The sequence below is a fragment of the Nocardia terpenica genome (assembly GCF_013186535.1).
In the GTDB taxonomy this organism is placed as follows: Bacteria; Actinomycetota; Actinomycetes; order Mycobacteriales; family Mycobacteriaceae; genus Nocardia; species Nocardia terpenica.
Window position 1 is genome coordinate 423,550 of the sequence record NZ_JABMCZ010000005.1, and the last position, 17,848, is coordinate 441,397.

Consider the following 17,848-nt stretch of genomic DNA (forward strand, 5'->3'; position numbering starts at 1 on the left):
GAGTGCACTATCGTGGACCCGTGGGCGTCATGGGCGAAATGTTCCCCGGCAAGAAGCTGTCCGACGAGGGCGGCGGAGACAGCGACGGCCAGACCCACGACCCGCGCCTCGACATAGACCTGGACGCAGGGGTTATCCGCTTGTCGCCGAAACCTCGGTCCGACAAGCCGAAGGACTGACGAGCCTACTGCTCGATCTGCTGCGACCAGTTCAAGACTGCCGAATAGTTTCCGAGGTTGTGGGTCGCCGCATCGATCACCGGGTCCAGCAGACCGCACCCCGTGGTTGCGGGAGTGGCCGCCGGGCTCGGATACACGTAATTGTCGCTGTAGGTGACGATCACGCCCACCAGGTGCGGCACGGCCGTGCCCACCCGGCACGCGCCGCCGAGCCCAGGCCCATCGAGCTTCACATACAGACCCTTGACCCGGATCCGGGCGGGATCGTCGACGTTCGTGATATCGCTGCCCTGCACGTCGCCGAAGCTGCCGTCGGTGAACTGGAGAACGTCTCGAGTAGTGGAAACCAGCCCGAATTGCACGGAGTCGACGCCGAATCGGTGCACCGGGATGACAGCCGACCGGAAACCCAGATGCCGCACGCGAACGGATCCGGAATCGGTGATGGTCGCCGGATCGAGAGCGGGTAGGTCCTCGGCGCCCGTCGGCGGTTCCGACGCCATCGCCGTTCCGGTCGCGGTCATCACCCGCTCGGTGGTGTACCCGATCTCCAGCGCGCCGTCGGGAATGTCGAAGGCCAGCGGCCCCAATGTCATACGGCCGCCGGTCAGCGTGAGCGAGCGGCAGTCCCGCGCGGGGAACGTACCGCTCACATCCCACGGCGCCGTGGTCACATATTCGCCGATCGCCGGATCGAAGTGCGACGACGCGGAGTGCGACTCGGCGCCGTATCCGGCGTCATTGCACAGATCGAAGGCCGGAGCGGCCTGCGCGGCGGGCGGCATCAGCCACGCCGCTCCCGTTGCCACCGTGGCGGCGCACACGGCGGAAATCGTACGTCGAGTTCGAATCACAGCCGTCTCCCATGTCATCCGGTCGTCGCACCGACGGGCAGACCCGTCACCAGGCCCGCGATCGCAGGCCACTGCTTGCTCAGCAGATTGACGAAGTCGCCGTCGGTGAAGGTGGAGAATGGGCTCTCGATCACGCAACCTTGCTGTGCGGGAACACCATTCATGCGATCGATGACGAACTGGTAGCCCTTGGGCAGCCAGGCCGCTTCGCCGACGAGGTGTTCGGCGAACAGTTCGCGCGTGTAGGTGATGCTGGCGTTCGGGTCCCGGCAGTACTGGTTCACGACTCGATCGGCTCCCGCGTTCGGGATGATCTCGTCGTTCTGCGCCTGATAGATGTACATCGGGATGCGGGGAGTGTGCTTGCCGAGATTCTGGGCCTCGATCGCCGCGCTCACCGCGGGGATGTCGAGCGGGTCGCCGGGGCCGGTGTAGGACCCCAGATAGTTCCACACCGGGAACAGCGCGGTGTTCTGTTGACGGCACAGGAAGCTCTTGAAGGTCGTCATGAACCGCCCGAACCAGTCGTACCGGGTATCCAGCAGATTCCGGACCTCGGGGTATTCGGTGGCGAACCCGTAGAGTGTCGAGCCGACCAATCCCGCGAACAGGTTCGTATTGTTCTGGTGGAGCACGGCCTTCAGATCCGCCGCCGCGACTCCGCCCATCGTGACCCCGACGATATTGAGCTCGGGCGCGTAGCGCGGCTGGTTCTCGGCGACCCATCCGGTGGGAATACTGCCGCCGGAGTAGCCCATCACGGCGACAGGCGTTTTCGGTCCGGTCAGCTGCATCGGCGCGAAGTTCTCCGCCGCGCGAATGCCGTCGAGGGTGGCCTGACCGGCCAGGATCGCCGCACCATAGGCGGAGTCGGGCCCCTCGTAGTCGGTGATCACCACGGCCCATCCCTGCGAGACGCCCAGCGCGATCCCCAGCGAGGTATCGCCCGAGTTGACCTGGTCCACCGGTATCGAACCCTGCTGCACCACATAGGACATCGCGCAGTATTGCGCGGTGGCGTCCTCGGCAGGCTGATACGACAGCAGCTTGAAGCCGCCCGCCGGTGGACCCCCGCGAGGCTTGATCACGGTAGTCACCGTCGCGATCGCATTACCGTGACTGTCGTTGGTGCGAAACAGCACCTGCCAGGCATCGATATTGAACGGCACGACCGACAGCAGCGCGGGAGTGATCTGCCGAGCCTTGATAATGCCACCCGGGGGCGTCTCGGCAATCACGTTAGCCGGTGTCTTGTAAAAAGGATCCAGCTCGGGCGGCAGCACCGCCACCGGCAACGGCTGAATCGGAACATCGCTTTCCACCGGCCCGGCAGGAGCCACACCCGCACCGACCCCAACCGACAGTGACACCACGGCACAAACGAGGAGCAGGAGAACCAGCACCCGCGACCCGATCCGGGCATCGGCGTAGGCAACCGTTCCGTACCTCATGGGGACCTCTTCTCCCACACCTTCCGGCCGCCGCGACATCCGACGCAGTCAACCTTCAGCTATCTGATAATCCTTCCTACCATATCCGATGTGCGCTGCACCACACGGCACTTTCCGTAAACATCCTGCCCATCCGCACCGCAGGGTCCGACCTGTCGGCGGTCCCTGGAATGATCCGGGGCATGAGCGCCACCGGAGACGATGTCCGTAGCTATGCCCTGTCGTTGCCGGAGACCTCCGAGCAGTTCACCTGGGGGATGCCGACCTTTCGGGTGGCGGGCAAGTTGTTTCTCACGTTGCCCGAGGGCGAGACGTCCATGGCGGTTCGCTGTCCCATCGCCGACCGCGACGAACTGGTGCTCGCCGAACCGGGCAAGTTCTGGATCGCCGCGCACGAGGCCAACAATGCCTGGGTGCGGGTGCGGCTGGCCGCCCTGGACGATCGCGACGAGCTGGAGGCGATCGTCCTCGATTCCTGGCGGCTGGCCGCGCCCGGGCATCTCACCGGTCCCGCAGTAGGGTGAGCGGCGTGGATCCGGGGAGCATCGCGTACAACGATTACGACGGTTTCGCGCGAGAGTACGCGCGGCACAACGAAACCAGCCCGTACAACGCGCTCTACGAACGGCCCGCGATCCTGCATCAGGCGGGCGATGTGCGCGGGCTGCGGGTCCTGGACGCCGGATGCGGCTCCGGTCTGCACGCCGCCGAGCTGATCCGGCGCGGCGCCGCGGTCACCGGCGTGGACCTCAGCGACGGCCTGCTCGCCATCGCCCGCGAGCGGCTCGGCGACGACGTCCCGCTGCACCGCGCGGACCTCACCGACCCACTCCCCTTCGGCGACAACACCTTCGATCTGGTCATGGCCCCGCTGGTGCTGCACTATCTAGAACATTGGGAGCCGGTGCTGCGCGAATTCCGCCGGGTCCTGGCGCCCGGCGGCCGGGTGGTGCTGTCCACCCACCATCCCACGATGGACATCCGGGTCAACGGCACCGACGACTACCTCGGCACCTACTCCTTCACCGAGGACTGGACCCGCGGCGGCCGGACCGTGACCATGCGGTTCTGGCACCGGCCGCTGCGCGCGATGCTGGCCGCCTTCCGCGCCGCCGGATTCACCGTCGACGAGATCGCCGAGCCCGACCCGCAGCCGGAGATGGCCGACATCGCACCGCAGGACTACCGAAACCTCACGCGCCGAGCACAATTCCTGTTCTTCACCCTGACCGCACGCTAGGACGCCGGTAAACGCCCTGAGTGCCTGGGCATTTGGCAGTCCGCCGCCGCGTCGGGTTCGATTGGTGATCTTGGCTGACGGTCGGCCGGAGGAGGGGCGATGAGGCAGATCCTGTTCGCGGCGATGATCGCGCTGGCGATATCCATCGCCCTGACACCGCTTCTGATCAAACTGTTCACGCGACGGCGACTCGGGCAGGAGATCCGCGCCGAGGGACCGCGCAGCCACCAGGCCAAGCGCGGCACTCCGACCATGGGCGGCATCGCCATCCTGGCCGCCATGTGGGCCGGATACCTCGGCGCGCACCTGCTCGGCGGCGGACACCACACCCAGCGCCTGTCCGCCTCCGGACTGCTGGTCCTCGGGCTCACCACCGCCATGGGCGCGGTCGGATTTCTCGACGACTTCATCAAACTGAACAAGGGCCGCAATCTCGGGCTCACCGCCACCGGGAAATACATCGGGCAGCTGGGCGCCGCGGTGATATTCGGCGTGCTGGCGCTGCGCTTCCCCGACAGCACCGGCCTCACCCCCGCCAGCCGCCACCTGTCGTTCGTCCGCGACTATCCCGCGGCCGTCCTGCCGCTCGTCGTGTTCCTGCTCGGCGTCTGTTTCCTGGTGGTGTCCTGGTCCAATGCGGTCAATATCACCGACGGGCTGGACGGGCTCGCCGCCGGATCGATGGGATTCGCCCTCGGCGCGTACGTGATCATCACGTTCTGGCAGTACATCAATTCGTGCCGGGTCGCGGCGGCGACCGGCTGCTACGCCGTGCGCGACCCGCTGGATCTGGCCCTGGTCTGCGCCGCGGGCGCGGGGGCGTGCATCGGATTTCTGTGGTGGAACGCGGCCCCGGCCAAGATCTTCATGGGCGACACCGGCGCGCTCGCGCTGGGTGGCCTGCTGGCCGGGCTGTCCATCACCACCCGCACCGAGCTGCTGATGGCCGTCATCGGCGCGCTGTTCTGCGCCGAGATCGCGTCAGTGGCGCTGCAGGTCGCCGTGTTTCGTGCCACCGGTCGCCGGGTGTTCCGGATAGCCCCGTTCCATCATCACTTCGAGCTCGGGAATTGGGCCGAGACCACGGTGACCATCCGATTCTGGCTACTCGGCGGCATCGCCGCGGCGGTCGGGCTCGCCCTGTTCTACGGCGAATATCTGGCTGTCGTCGGCTGAGCCGCAGGTCGGCACGGTTCGCCGGACAGATCACCCGGCCCGAAAGTACGATCGAGCACATGCGCTCGATCTGGAAGGGCTCCATCGCGTTCGGGCTGGTGAATGTTCCGGTCAAGGTCTACACGGCCACCGAGGACCACGACATCAAGTTCCATCAGGTGCATGCCAAGGACGGCGGGCGGATCAAATACGACCGCGTGTGCACGGTCTGCGGGCAGTCGGTGCAGTACTCCGATATCGACAAGGCCTACGAATCCCCCGACGGCGACAAGGTGATCCTCACCGACGAGGATTTCGCCAAGCTGCCGATCGCGGAGAAGCACGAGATTCCGGTGCTGCAATTCGTGCCCGCCGAACAGATCGACCCGATTCTCTACGACAAGAGCTATTACCTCGAGCCCGACTCGAATACACCGAAAGCCTATGTGCTGCTGGCGAAGACGCTCGAACAGGTGGACCGGGTGGCGCTGGTGCACTTCACGCTGCGGCAGAAGACCAGGCTGGCGGCGCTGCGCGTGCACGACGGAACCCTGCTGCTGCAGACGCTGCTGTGGCCGGACGAGGTGCGGGCGGTGGAGTTCGAATCGCTCGACGGCGCGGCCGAACCCAAGTCGCAGGAGATCCGGATGGCCGAAACGCTCGTCGACAGCATGTCCGACGATTTCGACCCCACCCTCTACACCGACGAATACCAGATCGAGCTGAAGAAGCTCCTCGACGAGGCCATCGAGTCCGGCTCCGGCAAGGTCACCCGGCGCGAGGAGGCCGCGCCCGCCGAGATGGATGCCGAGGTGGTCGACCTGGTCGCCGCCCTGCAGCGCAGCCTGGAGGCCACCGGCCGCCGCACCGCCAAGAGCGAGCCCGCCAAGAAGACCCCCGCTAAGAAGTCCGCGGCGAAGAAATCGACGGCCAGGAAGGCGCCCGCGAAGGCCGCCAAGAAGTCCGCGAAGCAGTCGACCCGCAAAGGCGCCTGACCCCTTTACCGGGAGTCGGGCGTGTCTCCTGGCAAACTATCGGCCATGGACTCCGACATAGCCATCGTTCCCATGGGCCTCGGCCATCTGCGCGAGGTCCTCGACCTCGGCCATGAGTCGTTCGACACCAACACCAAGCCCTACACGTCCTGGTCGCTGACCTCCGTGGTCGAACACCTCGACAATCCCGACGGCTCCTGCTGGGTGGCCCTGGATTCAGACCGTGTGGTCGGGTTCGTGCTCGGCTCACTGGAATTCGAATTGCGGGACGACTGGGCCTACCTGGAGTGGATCGCGGTCGCGCCCGATATGCAGGGCCGCGGCATCGCCGGGCGGCTGGTGGAGATCTGCTGCCAGACCATGTTCGCCCGGGGAGCGCGCCGCATCGTCACCGACGTCGAAGCCGGGAACACCGCCTCGGCGACGATGATGACGCGGCACGGGTTCGTCGACGCCACCACCGTCACCCTGTTCGTCCGCCCCAACCCCGAGGAGCCGGACCTCGTCGCCGAGGACGCCAGCCCACCCCTCACCCACGCCACCAAGCGCACCTTCGCCCGCACGGGCCGTCTGCGCCGGTAAGCCTTCGCACAAGCGCTCAGGCAAACTGGCTTGGATCCCGCCCTTAGGCAGACTGGGTCGAATCCCGCCTCAGGCAGACGGGCTTGGATCCCGCCCCAGGCAGACGGGCTTGGATCCCGCCTCAGACAGACAGGCTTGGATCCCGCCCCAGGCAGACGGAGTCGGATCCCGCCTCAGGCAAACAGGCTTGGATCCCGCCCCAGGCAAACAGGGTCGGATCCCGCCTCAGGCAAACAGGCTTGGATCCCGCCCCAGGCAGACAGGGTCGGATCCCGGAGCGGGGTCAGGCGTCGGTTGCCGCGCGGGACCTGCCCTCCCGGAAGAACTCCAGGAGGGCTTGGACGTTGGTGACCTCCTTGCGGGGGCGCATGGCGCCGAAGGGGGCGTTCCAGAAGGGGCCCTTGCGCTTCTTCCACGGGCCGACGTAGGCGTAGGGCTGCGGGTTGTCCCAATCCCCTGCGGACACACCGTAATTCACCTCGTCGAGGGCGATCGACAGGTCGAAGTGCTCGGGCCACAGGATGGGCGGGTCGTCGCCGAAGCGGCGCAGCGCGGTGTCCCCGATGGCGAACCAGTCGTGGATGCGCCCTGCGGCGCGGGCGTCGAGGGTGAACGGCTCCTTCGGGTCCATCCGGGTGCCGTCGCCGTAGAGGCCCTGCGGCGGCGGGCCCGCCTCGAACCCGGCTAGCTCGGCCAGCTGCTGGTAGGAGCCGCGCAGCGGGGCACTGCCCTCCGGCCAGACCAGTTCGGTGCCGATCACCGACACCGGCCACTTCACACCGGCGAAGCCGCCGAGCACGATCCGCATCCGGATGGTCGCGAAGCGGCGGTACTGCGGACCCGCGATCAGCAGTTCGGCCACCGCGTGCAATCCGAAGCGGGTGTCCTCGTAGGTGATGTCGTCCACGCCGACCATCATGCTCTCGGACACCGCGCACCGCCCGCTCAGCGGCGGAACTTCGCCTCCAGCTCGGCCAGGGTGGCCTGCAGGTCGGCGGCGTCGTTGGTCTTGAAGATGCCGTCGAATCCGGACTCGGCCCGCACCGCGGCCTCCACCTCGGGATCGTGGTAGAGCTTGGTCACCGCGAGCAGGCGCGGATCGTCCTTGTCCTTGGCCCGCGCGGCAAAAATATTGATGTACTGCTTCAGCTCCGGGCGCTGCGGGTCGTCGGTCAAGATCACCTGCTGCTGGGTGAGCCCGGCGGGCTGGGCGAAGGTGTCGTCGACGAAGGCGGCGTCCACGCTGTCCAGCGACTGCGCGGTCAGCGTCGGGTCGATGGTGGTCAGCCGCACCTTGGAGGCGGCGGTGTCGACATCGGTCAGTTTCGAGTCCCAGCTCGGCCCGCCCTTCAGCGCCACCAGCCCCGCCGCGGCCAAACTGAGCAGCGGCCGCACCTGATTGGCCGGATTGTTGCTGAGGGTGATCTGCCCGCCCTGCGGGATCTCGGCCACCGACCTGTGCTTCTTGGAGTACAGCGCGAGCGGGAAGATCTCGGTGGCCGCGATCGGAACCAGCGTATCGTTGTTGCGCGCGTTGTAATTGGCCAGGTAGCGGACGTGCTGGAACTTGTTGAGATCGATACGGCCTTGCGACAGTGCGGGATTGGGCTGATTGTAATCGGAGAAGTTCACGTACTCGATCGTGATCCCTTGCGCGGCGGCCTTTTTCTTCAAGACGTTCCAGTGCGGCAGTGCGAGGTCGTTCACACCGATGCGCACCACGTCCCCGCCGTGACGTTCGCCACAGGCGGCGAGGACCGCCGCCAGGGCGAGCAGAATGGGGAAGACGAATAACCGTCGCAGACTTCGCATTTCGTGTAAACTAGACCATTCCCCCGTCTGATAGCCAGGGTTTCGCTCAGCGCAATCCGAACCCTTGCCCACCCCGGTCGCCGCCCGCTTGGATTGCCGGGTTCATGCACGACGATCATTCGGGAGCACGAGTGAAATTCCATCGGGTACTGGCGATCCCGGTCCTGGTAGCAACCGCGGCCCTCACCCTCACGGCGTGCGGTGGCAATGACAGCTCGGCCTCGGGCACGGTGGTACGGATCGGCACCACGGACCGCGACTCGGTCTGGGAGGTCTTCGAGAAGAAGGCCAAGGAGCAGGGCATCACCCTGCGGACCACCAACTTCTCCGACTACAAGCAGCCCAATCTGGCGCTGTCGCAGAAGCAGATCGATGTGAATCTGTTCCAGCACCTGCAGTTCCTGGGCCAGTACAACGTCGCCGGCAACGACACGCTGACCCCGATCGGCGCGACCTACATCGTGCCGCTGGGCCTGTACTCCAAGAAGCACAAGGCACTGGCCGACATTCCGCGGGGCGGCGAGATCGCGATTCCGAACGATCCCACCAACCAGGCGCGGGCGCTGTTCGTGCTGCGGTCGGCCGGGCTGGTCACGTTCACCGGCACGCCGCGCCAGCCCACGCCCGCCGACATCGACAAGAACGCGTCGAAGGTGAAGGTGACCCCGGTCGACGCCGCGCAGACGGCGCTGTCGCTGGCCTCGGTGGACGGGTCGGTCATCAATGACACCTTCCTGCAGCGTTCGGGCGTGGACCCGCATACCGCGCTGTTCACCGACGATCCGAAGGACCCCTCGGCCGAGCCCTACATCAATGCGCTGGTGACCCGGGCCGCGGACAAGAACAACCCGGTGTATCTGCGGCTGGTCGAGGTGTGGCACGACCCCGAGGTGCAGCGGGCCGAGGCCGCGGCGACCAAGGACACCGCCGTCGAGGTGCACCGCAGCGGGCCGGAGCTGGAGCAGATCCTGCAGCGGGTGCAGCAGACCATTCGCGAGCAGAAGTGAGCGAATCGGGCACTGCCGCAAAACAATCCGGTGCGGCAGTCGAATTCCGTTCGGTCACCAAGGCTTTCGACGCGGGCAAGCAGCGCACGCTGGCGCTGGACGGTATCGATCTGACCATCGCGCGCGGCGAGATCTTCGGCATCATCGGCTATTCCGGTGCGGGTAAGAGCACGCTGGTGCGGCTGATCAATGGGCTGGAGAAGCCGACCTCGGGCACGGTGCTGGTCGGCGGCGAGCCGATCACCGGGGTGCCGGAGTCGCGGGTGCGGCAGCTGCGCCGCGATATCGGCATGGTGTTCCAGCAGTTCAACCTGTTCCGCTCGCGCACCGCGGCGGGGAATATCGAGTATCCGCTGAAGGTGGCGGGCTGGCCGCGGGCGAAGCGCAAGGCGCGGGTCGCCGAGCTGCTCGAGTTCGTGGGGCTGGCCGACAAGGCGCGCAGCTATCCGGATCAGTTGTCGGGCGGGCAGAAACAGCGGGTGGGCATCGCCCGCGCGCTGGCGACCTCGCCGTCGCTGCTGCTGGCCGACGAGGCCACCTCCGCGCTGGATCCGGAGACCACCCAGGAGGTGCTGCGGCTGCTGCGCAAGATCAACGCCGAGCTCGGGGTGACGATCGTGGTGATCACCCACGAGATGGACGTGATCCGCGCGGTCGCCGACCGGGTCGCGGTGCTGGCGGAGGGCAAGGTCGTCGAATTGGCCGCCACCTTCGAGGTTTTCGCCACCCCCCGGGCCATCCCGACCCGATCCTTCGTCGACACCGTGCTGCACAACCGCCCCGGCGCCGACGAACTCCGCCGCCTGTCCACCCGCCACCCCGGCCGCCTGATCACCGTCGACATCGCCGACAACCACGGCATCGGCCCGGCCCTGACCACCGCCGCCCACACCGGCGTCCACTTCGAACTGGTCTACGGCGGCGTAAGCGCCCTGCAGGACAAAACCTTCGGCAGCATCACCCTCGCCCTGGACGGCCCCGCCGACGCCGTAGCCAGGGTAATCGAGGAGCTGAGTGGGTCGGGTAGGACGGTGGGCACGACGCCCGACGGACCGACCGGGCTGAGCAGCACGGTGGGCACGACGACCGACGAGCCGGGCGGAACGGAGGCCACGACCACCGAAAGCCCGAGCGGAACAGTAGCCACGACCGCCGACAGACAGACCGGACCGAACAGGACTGTCGGCACGACCACCGACAAGCCGAGCGAGGCGGCAACTACGACCGCCGACAGACAGACCGGACCGAACGGGAGTCTGGGCACGATCACCGACAGGCCGACCGGGGCGGTGCCGACGACGCCCGCCGGACCGGCTGGGGCGGATGAGGTGGCGGCCGGTCAGGTGGGTTCCGAGGGAACGGCGGGTCGGGTGGCGGAGTCGGGTGTGGTGGCGCCGCCGGGCGTCGACGCATCGACCAGGGCGTGAGAGGGGCTGGGATGCATACCGATTGGGGACAGTTGCGGCCGGTGTTGGGGGAGGCCGTTGGGACGACCATTTATCTGGTGGGGTTGACGTTCGTGGTGGGTGGGGTGGTGGGGCTGGTGTTGGGCACCCTGCTGTACACCACGCGCAAGGGTGGGCTGTTGGCCAATGCGCCGATTCACCTGTTGCTCAATGTGCTGGTGAATGTGGTGCGGCCGATTCCGTTCATCATTCTGCTGGCGGCGCTGGGGCCGGTGACATTGCAGGTGGTCGGGACGACCATCGGGACCGATGCGGCGGCGTTCGTCATGATCGTGGGCGCCTCGTTCGGCATTGCCCGCATCGTGGAACAGAATCTGGTCACCGTGGATCCGGGGGTCATCGAGGCCGCCCGGTCGATGGGGGCGGGGCCGCTGCGGATCATTCTCACGCTGCTGATTCCGGAAGCGTTGGGGCCCTTGGTGCTCGGCTATACCTTCGTGGTGATCGCCATCGTCGACATGTCGGCCATGGCCGGAACGGTCGGCGGCGGTGGGCTGGGCGATTTCGCCATGGTCTACGGCTATCAGCGGTTCGACTGGCAGGTCACACTGGTGGCGACGCTGATCATTATCGCCGGGGTGCAGGGCGTGCAGTTCGCCGGGAACTGGCTCGCCCGCCGGGTGCTGCGCCGCTGAGCCATAGCGCGATGCCTCCGGCGTACCGATGAGGGGACGCCGGAGGCATCGAGCATTTCGTGATTCCGAGCGAGGTCTTCAGACCGTGAAGCCCAAGGCGCGCAGCTGTTCCCGCCCGTCCTCGGTGATCTTGTCCGGGCCCCACGGGGGCATCCAGACCCAGTTGATCTTCAGGTCCTCGACCAGGCCGCTGCGGACCAGGGCGTTGCGGGACTGGTCCTCGATGACGTCGGTCAGCGGGCAGGCCGCGGACGTGAGGGTCATGTCCAGGACGGCGATGTCCTCCTCGACGCGCAGGCCGTAGACCAGGCCGAGATCCACGACGTTGATACCCAATTCGGGGTCGACGACGTCGCGCATCGCCTCTTCGATGTCCTCGAGCAGCCGCATCTCCTCGGCGGACAGCTGCTGCTCGTCGGTCGGGGTCGTCTCACTCATGCTTGCTCTCCTCTGCCGAGGTTATCCGAACCACCGCGTCCTTGAACGCCATCCAGCCCAGCAGCGCGCACTTGACCCGCGCCGGATACTTCGACACACCCGCCAGCGCGACACCGTCGCCGAGGACGTCCTCGTCGCCCTCGATGGTGCCGCGGCTGGAGACCATCTCGCTGTAGGAGTCGACGACCTTCAGCGCCTGCTGCACCGGCAGGCCGATGACCTGATCGGTGAGGATCGAGGTGGCCGCCTGGCTGATCGAGCAGCCCTGGCCGTCGTAGGAGACGTCGGCGACGTCGCCGTTGTCGTCGATGTGTACGCGCAGGGTCACCTCGTCGCCGCAGGTCGGGTTGACGTGGTGCACCTGCGCACCGAACGGCTCCCGCAGCCCGCGATGGTGCGGGTGTTTGTAGTGGTCCAGGATGACTTCCTGGTACATCTGCTCCATGCGCATGATCTATGCAACTCCGAAGAAGCTCTGTGCCTTCCGCACCGCGGCGACGAGGGCATCGACCTCGTCGAGGGTGTTGTAGACGGCGAACGAGGCACGGGCGGTGGCGGGAACGCCGAGCCGGCGCATCAGCGGCCACGCGCAGTGATGACCCACGCGCACCGCGACGCCCTCGTCGTCCAGGATCTGGCCCACGTCGTGGGCGTGGATGCCGTCGACGACGAACGAGACCGCGCCACCGCGGGCGACATTCTCGGTCGGGCCGATGATGCGCACGCCGTCGAGCGCGCCGAGGCCCTCGAGCGCCGCACCGGTGAGCGCATGCTCGTGTGCCGCAACGGCTTCCATGCCGATCGCGTCGAGATACCGCACCGCCGCGCCCAATCCGACCACCTGCGAGGTCATCGGCACACCGGCCTCGAACCGCTGCGGCGGCGGGGCGTAGGTGCTGCCCTCCATGGTGACCGTCTCGATCATGGAACCACCGGTGATGAACGGCGGCGTCTCCTCCAGCAGCGCGTAGCGGCCGTACAGCACGCCCACCCCGGACGGCCCGAGCATCTTGTGCCCGGAGAACGCGGCGAAGTCGATCCCGAGCTCCCGCAAGTCCACCGGCGCGTGCGGCACCGACTGGCAGGCGTCGAGCACCGTCAGGGCGCCGACTTCCCGTGCGCGGCGGACCATTTCGGCGACATCGGCGACCGCGCCGGTGACATTGGACTGGTGGGTGAACGCGACCACCTTGGTGGCGGGCGACAGCTCGAGCGAGTCGAGGTCGATGCGGCCGTCGTCGGTAATGCCGTACCACTTCAGCGTGGCCCCCGTGCGCCGCGCGAGTTCCTGCCACGGAACGAGATTCGCGTGATGCTCCAGCTCGGTGACGACGATCTCGTCACCGGGGCCGACGCGGTACGGGAACCGGTCGTCGGCGAAGGAGTAGGCCACCAGGTTCAGCGATTCGGTCGCGTTCTTGGTGAACACGATCTCGTTCGGCTGCACGCCCACGAAGCGCGCGATGTCGGCACGGGCGCCCTCGTAGGCGTCGGTGGCCTCCTCGGCCAGCTGGTGCGCACCGCGGTGCACGGCGGCATTGGCGGTGGTCAGAAATTCCCGCTCGGCGTCGAGGACGGCGAGGGGGCGCTGCGACGTGGCCCCGGAGTCCAGGTATACCAGGGGTTTTCCGTCGCGCACGGTGCGGTGCAGGATCGGGAAGTCGGCCCGGATCCTCGCCACATCGAGCGTGCGCACGGTCGTCGTCATGTCTCAGGCTCCCGCCGTCGCCGTCTGGGTGAATCGGACGTAGCCGTTGGCGTCGAGTTCCTCGGCCAGCTCGGGGCCGCCCTCGGCCACGATGCGGCCGCCCACGAACACGTGCACGAACTGCGGCTGGATGTAGCGCAGGATGCGGGTGTAGTGGGTGATGAGCAGGACGCCGCCGTTCTCCCGCTCCTTGTAGCGGTTGACGCCCTCGGAGACGATGCGCAGCGCGTCGACGTCCAGGCCGGAGTCGGTCTCGTCGAGGATGGCGATGCGCGGCTTGAGCAGGCCCAGCTGCAGGATCTCGTGGCGCTTCTTCTCGCCGCCGGAGAAGCCCTCGTTCACGCTGCGCTCGGCGAAGGCGGGGTCGATGTCCAGCTCGCCCATCGACTCCTTGACCTCCTTGACCCAGTGCCGCAGCTTCGGGGCCTCGCCGCGGACGGCGGTGGCGGCGGTGCGCAGGAAGTTCGACATCGAGACGCCGGGCACCTCGACCGGGTACTGCATGGCCAGGAACAGGCCCGCGCGGGCGCGTTCGTCGACGGACATGGCCAGCACGTCCTCGCCGTCGAGGGTGATCGAGCCCCGGGTCACCGTGTACTTGGGGTGGCCCGCGATGGCGTAGGACAGCGTCGACTTGCCGGAGCCGTTGGGGCCCATGATGGCGTGCGTCTCACCGGATTTCACGGTGAGGTCGACGCCGTTGAGGATCTTGATGGGCTCGCCGGTCTCGTCCGGGTTGGCGACCTCGACGTGCAGGTCCTTGATTTCGAGGGTGGTCATGAAGTTCCTTTTCGGGTAGGTGGGTCAGGCGCCGATGGCGGCGAGCTCGGCCTCGATGGCCGTCTCCAGCCGCTCCCGGACCTCGGGAACCGCGATCTTCTGGATGATCTCGTGGAAGAAGCCGCGCACGACCAGCCGTCGCGCCGCCTCCTCCGGGATGCCGCGGGCGCGCAGGTAGAACAGCTGCTCGTCGTCGAAACGACCGGTGGCCGAGGCGTGTCCGGCGCCGAGGATCTCGCCGGTCTCGATCTCCAGGTTGGGTACCGAGTCGGCGCGGGCGCCGTCGGTGAGCACCAGGTTGCGGTTGGCCTCGTAGGTGTCGGTGCCCTCGGCCTCGGCGCGGATCAGCACGTCGCCCACCCACACGGTGTGCGCGTCCGGCCTGCCGGAGTGCGGGTCGCCCTGCAGCGCACCCTTGTACAGCACGTTCGACTTGCAGTGCGGCACCGCGTGATCCACCAGCAGGCGCTGCTCGAAGTGCTGGCCGTCGTCGGCGAAGTACAGGCCGAGCAGTTCGGCGTCGGCGCCCGGGCCGTCGTAGCGGACGGTCGCGGTCAGCCGGACCAGATCGCCGCCGAGGGTGACGTCGGTGTGCCGCAGCACGGCGTCGCGGCCGAGCCGGGCGTGGTGGGCGGTAGCGTGCACGGCGTCGTCGGCCCAGTCCTGCACGGCCACGACGGTCAGCTTCGCGCTGTCGCCGAGCACGAATTCGACGTTCTCGGCGTAGGTTCCGCTGCCACGCTGGTCGAGCACGACCGTGGCGACGGCGAAGTTGCCGAGCCGGATCTGCAGGTGGCCGTAGGCGGTCTTGCCCTCGCCCGGGCCGGTGACGGTGATCGTGACCGGCTCGGCCACCTCGGTCTCCGCGCCGACCGAGACGACCGTGGCCTGCTCGAAGCCCGAATAGGCCTGGGCGGCAACGCGATCGGACGGGACACCGGCGGCGCCCAGGCGGGCGTCGGCACGGCCGACCGTCTCCACGGTCACGCCGTCGGCGGCCGCGACCTCGACGGTGGCGGCGCCGTCGCGTACCGCGGTGCCGTCGTGCAGGCCGCGCAGCCGGCGCAGCGGGGTGAACCGCCAGGCCTCGTCCTTGCCCGAGGGCACCTCGAAGGCGTCCACGTCGAACGAGGTGAACAGCTCGCCCTTGTTGGCGCCCGGGACCCTGGCCTCACCGGCAACGGCAACGTTCTCGACCGGCATCAGCCGACGGCTCCTTCCATCTGCAGCTCGATCAGGCGGTTCAGCTCGAGCGCGTATTCCATGGGCAGTTCCTTGGCGATCGGCTCGACGAAGCCGCGCACCACCATCGCCATCGCCTCGTCCTCGGTGAGGCCGCGGCTCATCAGGTAGAACAGCTGGTCTTCGCTCACCTTGGAGACGGTGGCCTCGTGGCCCATCGTCACGTCGTCCTCGCGGATGTCGACGTAGGGGTAGGTGTCGGAGCGGCTGACCGTATCCACCAGCAGCGCATCGCATTTCACGGTCGAGCGGGAGCCGTGCGCGCCCTTGTTGACCTGGACCAGGCCGCGGTAGGAGGCCCGGCCGCCGCCGCGCGCCACCGACTTCGACACGATGGTCGAGGAGGTGTGCGGCGCCAGGTGCAGCATCTTCGCGCCGGTGTCCTGGTGCTGGCCCTCGCCGGCGAAGGCGATGGACAGCACCTCGCCCTTGGCGTGCTCGCCGGTCATCCACACGGCCGGGTACTTCATGGTGACCTTGGAGCCGATATTGCCGTCGATCCACTCCATGGTCGCGCCCGCCTCGGCCTTGGCCCGCTTGGTGACCAGGTTGTAGACGTTGTTGGACCAGTTCTGGATGGTGGTGTAGCGGCAGCGGCCACCCTTCTTCACGATGATCTCCACGACCGCCGAGTGCAGGGAGTCCGAGCTGTAGATCGGCGCGGTGCAGCCCTCGACGTAGTGCACGTAGGCGTCCTCGTCGACGATGATCAGCGTCCGCTCGAACTGACCCATGTTCTCGGTGTTGATCCGGAAGTAGGCCTGCAGCGGGATGTCCACGTGCACGCCCGGCGGCACGTAGATGAACGAACCACCCGACCACACCGCGGAATTCAGCGCGGAGAACTTGTTGTCGCCCGACGGGATGACCGAGCCGAAGTACTGCTGGAAGATCTCCGGGTGCTCGCGCAGACCGGTGTCGGTGTCGAGGAAGATGACGCCCTGCTTCTCCAGGTCCTCGCGGATGGAGTGGTAGACGACCTCCGACTCGTACTGGGCGGCGACGCCCGCGACCAGGCGCTGCTTCTCCGCCTCCGGGATACCCAGCTTGTCGTAGGTGTTCTTGATGTCCTCGGGCAGGTCTTCCCAGGACGCGGCCTGCTTCTCGCTGGACCGCACGAAGTATTTGATGTTGTCGAAATCGATGCCGTCGAGGTTGGAACCCCAGCTCGGCATGGGCTTGCGGTCGAAGATGCGCAGCGCCTTCAGCCGGAAATCGAGCATCCACTCGGGTTCGCTCTTCTTCGCCGAGATGTCGCGCACGACGTCCTCGGACAAGCCTCGCTTGGCACTGGCACCGGCGGTATCCGAGTCTGCCCAGCCGTAGCCGTACTTACCCAGGGAGGCAATCGTCTCCTCCTGGGTCAGCGGCTGCACCTGGTCGGCGGTCGTCGTCATTCGGCACTCCTTCCGGAGTCGATCGTGGTCGCCGCTGCGGGCTGTGCAGCGGCCTTACGTGCGTTCGTGGTCCCGGCACGATCATTCGTCGTCCCGGCACGGTCGTTCATGGTCCCGGCACGCTTTTGGCCGGGATCCCCCGAGGGCAGGAACAGCGGGACGTGGGTGGTGCAGGCGCAGTCGCCGTTGGCGATGGTCGCCAGTCGCTGCACGTGCGTGCCGAGCAGCTCGCGGAACGCCTCCAGCTCGGCGGCGCACAGCTCCGGAAATTCCTCGGCCACGTGCGACACCGGGCAGTGGTGCTGGCAGATCTGCACGCCGGCGCCGACCTTGCGGGTCGAGGCGGCGAAACCGGCGTCGGTGAACGCCTCGGCGATCTCCTCCGCCTTGGCGGCGGTGGACTCCGGCGTGTGCCGGGCCAGCTTGTCGATGTCGGCGACGATGACGCCGACCCGGGTGCGGGCGAAGTCGACGATCGCGGCGTCGCCCCCGAGCTCGCGCAGGCGGCGCATGGCCGCGCCCGCGAGATCGTCGTAGGCGTGCCCGAGTCGGCCGCGACCCCTGGCGGTGAGCTGGTACTGCTTGGCCGGGCGGCCCCGGCCCTTCTGCTGCCAGGGCGCCGAGCGGGTGGCCCGGGCCTCGCCGGATTCGATCAGCGCGTCGAGGTGGCGACGCACCCCCGCCGCGGCCAGGTTCAGCCGCTCGCCGATGGCGGTCGCGGTGATGGGGCCCTCCTCCAGCAGCAGCTGGACGATAGCCTCGCGGGTGTGCCCCTCGCCCGCCGGGGTCGCGGGCACGACAGCGGGCCGGACGCCTTCCGAGCGCCCGGCACCTGCCTGCACATTCCGCAAACCCACGGTTTTCACAACATCAGTGTGGCGGAATTCCTTCCCGCAATCTAGTAAGG

The 17,848-nt window shown here is 67.6% G+C and carries 19 protein-coding genes and 1 pseudogene; 9 read left to right on the top strand and 11 right to left on the bottom strand.

Translation table 11 applies throughout. The features are described from left to right. The first annotated feature begins 20 nt into the window (after positions 1–20). Complete coding sequence (locus tag HPY32_RS37850) at positions 21–179, top strand: hypothetical protein (protein ID WP_171983257.1); 159 nt, start codon at positions 21–23, stop codon at positions 177–179. Between the two features lie 5 nt (positions 180–184). On the opposite strand, the gene HPY32_RS37855 is transcribed toward HPY32_RS37850, so the two are convergent. Together HPY32_RS37855 and HPY32_RS37860 are read right to left on the bottom strand one after the other, a co-directional pair. Further along, entirely contained in the window at positions 185–1,003 is an 819-nt protein-coding gene (locus HPY32_RS37855; RefSeq protein WP_067588337.1) for a hypothetical protein, read from the bottom strand. A 44-nt stretch (positions 1,004–1,047) separates the two neighbouring features. Continuing rightward, positions 1,048–2,484: a lipase family protein gene (locus HPY32_RS37860; RefSeq protein WP_082871388.1), complete on the bottom strand. Its 1,437-nt coding sequence runs from the start codon at positions 2,482–2,484 to the stop codon at positions 1,048–1,050. 182 nt (positions 2,485–2,666) lie between these two features. Between HPY32_RS37860 and HPY32_RS37865 the strand changes: the two genes are divergently transcribed. The 5 genes from HPY32_RS37865 (at position 2,667) to HPY32_RS37885 (ending at position 6,456) form a co-directional block, all read left to right on the top strand. Further along, positions 2,667–3,008, top strand: a complete 342-nt coding sequence (locus HPY32_RS37865; RefSeq protein WP_067595835.1) for an MmcQ/YjbR family DNA-binding protein — start codon at positions 2,667–2,669, stop codon at positions 3,006–3,008. Between the two features lie 5 nt (positions 3,009–3,013). Further along, positions 3,014–3,724 carry a class I SAM-dependent methyltransferase gene (locus tag HPY32_RS37870; RefSeq protein WP_231951645.1) on the top strand — a complete coding sequence of 237 codons (711 nt, stop codon included), beginning with the start codon at positions 3,014–3,016 and terminating at the stop codon, positions 3,722–3,724. A 99-nt stretch (positions 3,725–3,823) separates the two neighbouring features. After that, on the top strand, positions 3,824–4,900 hold the full coding sequence (gene mraY / locus HPY32_RS37875; RefSeq protein ID WP_067588335.1) for a phospho-N-acetylmuramoyl-pentapeptide-transferase: 1,077 nt from the start codon (positions 3,824–3,826) through the stop codon (positions 4,898–4,900). 59 nt (positions 4,901–4,959) lie between these two features. Next, positions 4,960–5,874 (top strand): non-homologous end joining protein Ku, encoded by a 915-nt coding sequence (gene ku / locus HPY32_RS37880; RefSeq protein WP_067588334.1) that lies wholly within the window; start codon positions 4,960–4,962, stop codon positions 5,872–5,874. A gap of 45 nt (positions 5,875–5,919) precedes the next feature. Continuing rightward, positions 5,920–6,456, top strand: a complete 537-nt coding sequence (locus tag HPY32_RS37885; protein ID WP_067588333.1) for a GNAT family N-acetyltransferase — start codon at positions 5,920–5,922, stop codon at positions 6,454–6,456. A 283-nt stretch (positions 6,457–6,739) separates the two neighbouring features. On the opposite strand, the gene HPY32_RS37890 is transcribed toward HPY32_RS37885, so the two are convergent. After that, positions 6,740–7,387 carry a hypothetical protein gene (locus HPY32_RS37890; RefSeq protein WP_231951644.1) on the bottom strand — a complete coding sequence of 216 codons (648 nt, stop codon included), beginning with the start codon at positions 7,385–7,387 and terminating at the stop codon, positions 6,740–6,742. Between the two features lie 14 nt (positions 7,388–7,401). Continuing rightward, a complete protein-coding gene (locus HPY32_RS37895; protein WP_067588331.1) occupies positions 7,402–8,268 on the bottom strand; it encodes a MetQ/NlpA family ABC transporter substrate-binding protein in 867 nt (288 codons plus the stop codon). Positions 8,269–8,372: 104 nt separating this feature from the next. Here HPY32_RS37895 and HPY32_RS37900 point away from each other — a divergent pair, with 104 nt between their 5' ends. The 3 genes and pseudogenes from HPY32_RS37900 to HPY32_RS37910 all read left to right on the top strand — a co-directional run bounded on the left by HPY32_RS37900 (position 8,373) and on the right by HPY32_RS37910 (position 11,376). After that, on the top strand, positions 8,373–9,275 hold the full coding sequence (locus HPY32_RS37900) for a MetQ/NlpA family ABC transporter substrate-binding protein (protein ID WP_067588330.1): 903 nt from the start codon (positions 8,373–8,375) through the stop codon (positions 9,273–9,275). Continuing rightward, positions 9,272–10,291 (top strand): annotated as a pseudogene (locus tag HPY32_RS37905) (methionine ABC transporter ATP-binding protein); the annotation flags it as partial. The gene HPY32_RS37900 and the pseudogene HPY32_RS37905, both read left to right, overlap by 4 nt. A 422-nt stretch (positions 10,292–10,713) precedes the next feature. Further along, positions 10,714–11,376 (top strand): methionine ABC transporter permease, encoded by a 663-nt coding sequence (locus HPY32_RS37910; protein ID WP_067588328.1) that lies wholly within the window; start codon positions 10,714–10,716, stop codon positions 11,374–11,376. 78 nt (positions 11,377–11,454) lie between these two features. Here HPY32_RS37910 and HPY32_RS37915 read toward each other — a convergent pair whose 3' ends face one another. Genes HPY32_RS37915 through HPY32_RS37945 form a run of 7 tightly spaced genes read right to left on the bottom strand, consistent with a single transcriptional unit; the run spans position 11,455 to position 17,807 of the window. After that, complete coding sequence (locus HPY32_RS37915; protein WP_067588327.1) at positions 11,455–11,814, bottom strand: metal-sulfur cluster assembly factor; 360 nt, start codon at positions 11,812–11,814, stop codon at positions 11,455–11,457. Next, positions 11,807–12,265 carry a Fe-S cluster assembly sulfur transfer protein SufU gene (sufU, locus tag HPY32_RS37920; protein WP_067588325.1) on the bottom strand — a complete coding sequence of 153 codons (459 nt, stop codon included), beginning with the start codon at positions 12,263–12,265 and terminating at the stop codon, positions 11,807–11,809. Before sufU ends, HPY32_RS37915 begins: the two co-directional genes overlap by 8 nt. A 3-nt stretch (positions 12,266–12,268) precedes the next feature. After that, entirely contained in the window at positions 12,269–13,522 is a 1,254-nt protein-coding gene (locus HPY32_RS37925) for a cysteine desulfurase (RefSeq protein ID WP_067588323.1), read from the bottom strand. Positions 13,523–13,525: 3 nt separating this feature from the next. Then, positions 13,526–14,302, bottom strand: a complete 777-nt coding sequence (sufC, locus tag HPY32_RS37930) for a Fe-S cluster assembly ATPase SufC (protein ID WP_067588321.1) — start codon at positions 14,300–14,302, stop codon at positions 13,526–13,528. A gap of 24 nt (positions 14,303–14,326) precedes the next feature. Further along, positions 14,327–15,505, bottom strand: a complete 1,179-nt coding sequence (gene sufD, locus HPY32_RS37935) for a Fe-S cluster assembly protein SufD (protein ID WP_067588320.1) — start codon at positions 15,503–15,505, stop codon at positions 14,327–14,329. After that, entirely contained in the window at positions 15,505–16,941 is a 1,437-nt protein-coding gene (gene sufB, locus HPY32_RS37940) for a Fe-S cluster assembly protein SufB (RefSeq protein ID WP_067588318.1), read from the bottom strand. Before sufB ends, sufD begins: the two co-directional genes overlap by 1 nt. Beyond that, positions 16,938–17,807 carry a helix-turn-helix transcriptional regulator gene (locus HPY32_RS37945; protein ID WP_156674464.1) on the bottom strand — a complete coding sequence of 290 codons (870 nt, stop codon included), beginning with the start codon at positions 17,805–17,807 and terminating at the stop codon, positions 16,938–16,940. Before HPY32_RS37945 ends, sufB begins: the two co-directional genes overlap by 4 nt. Positions 17,808–17,848: the final 41 nt, after the last annotated feature.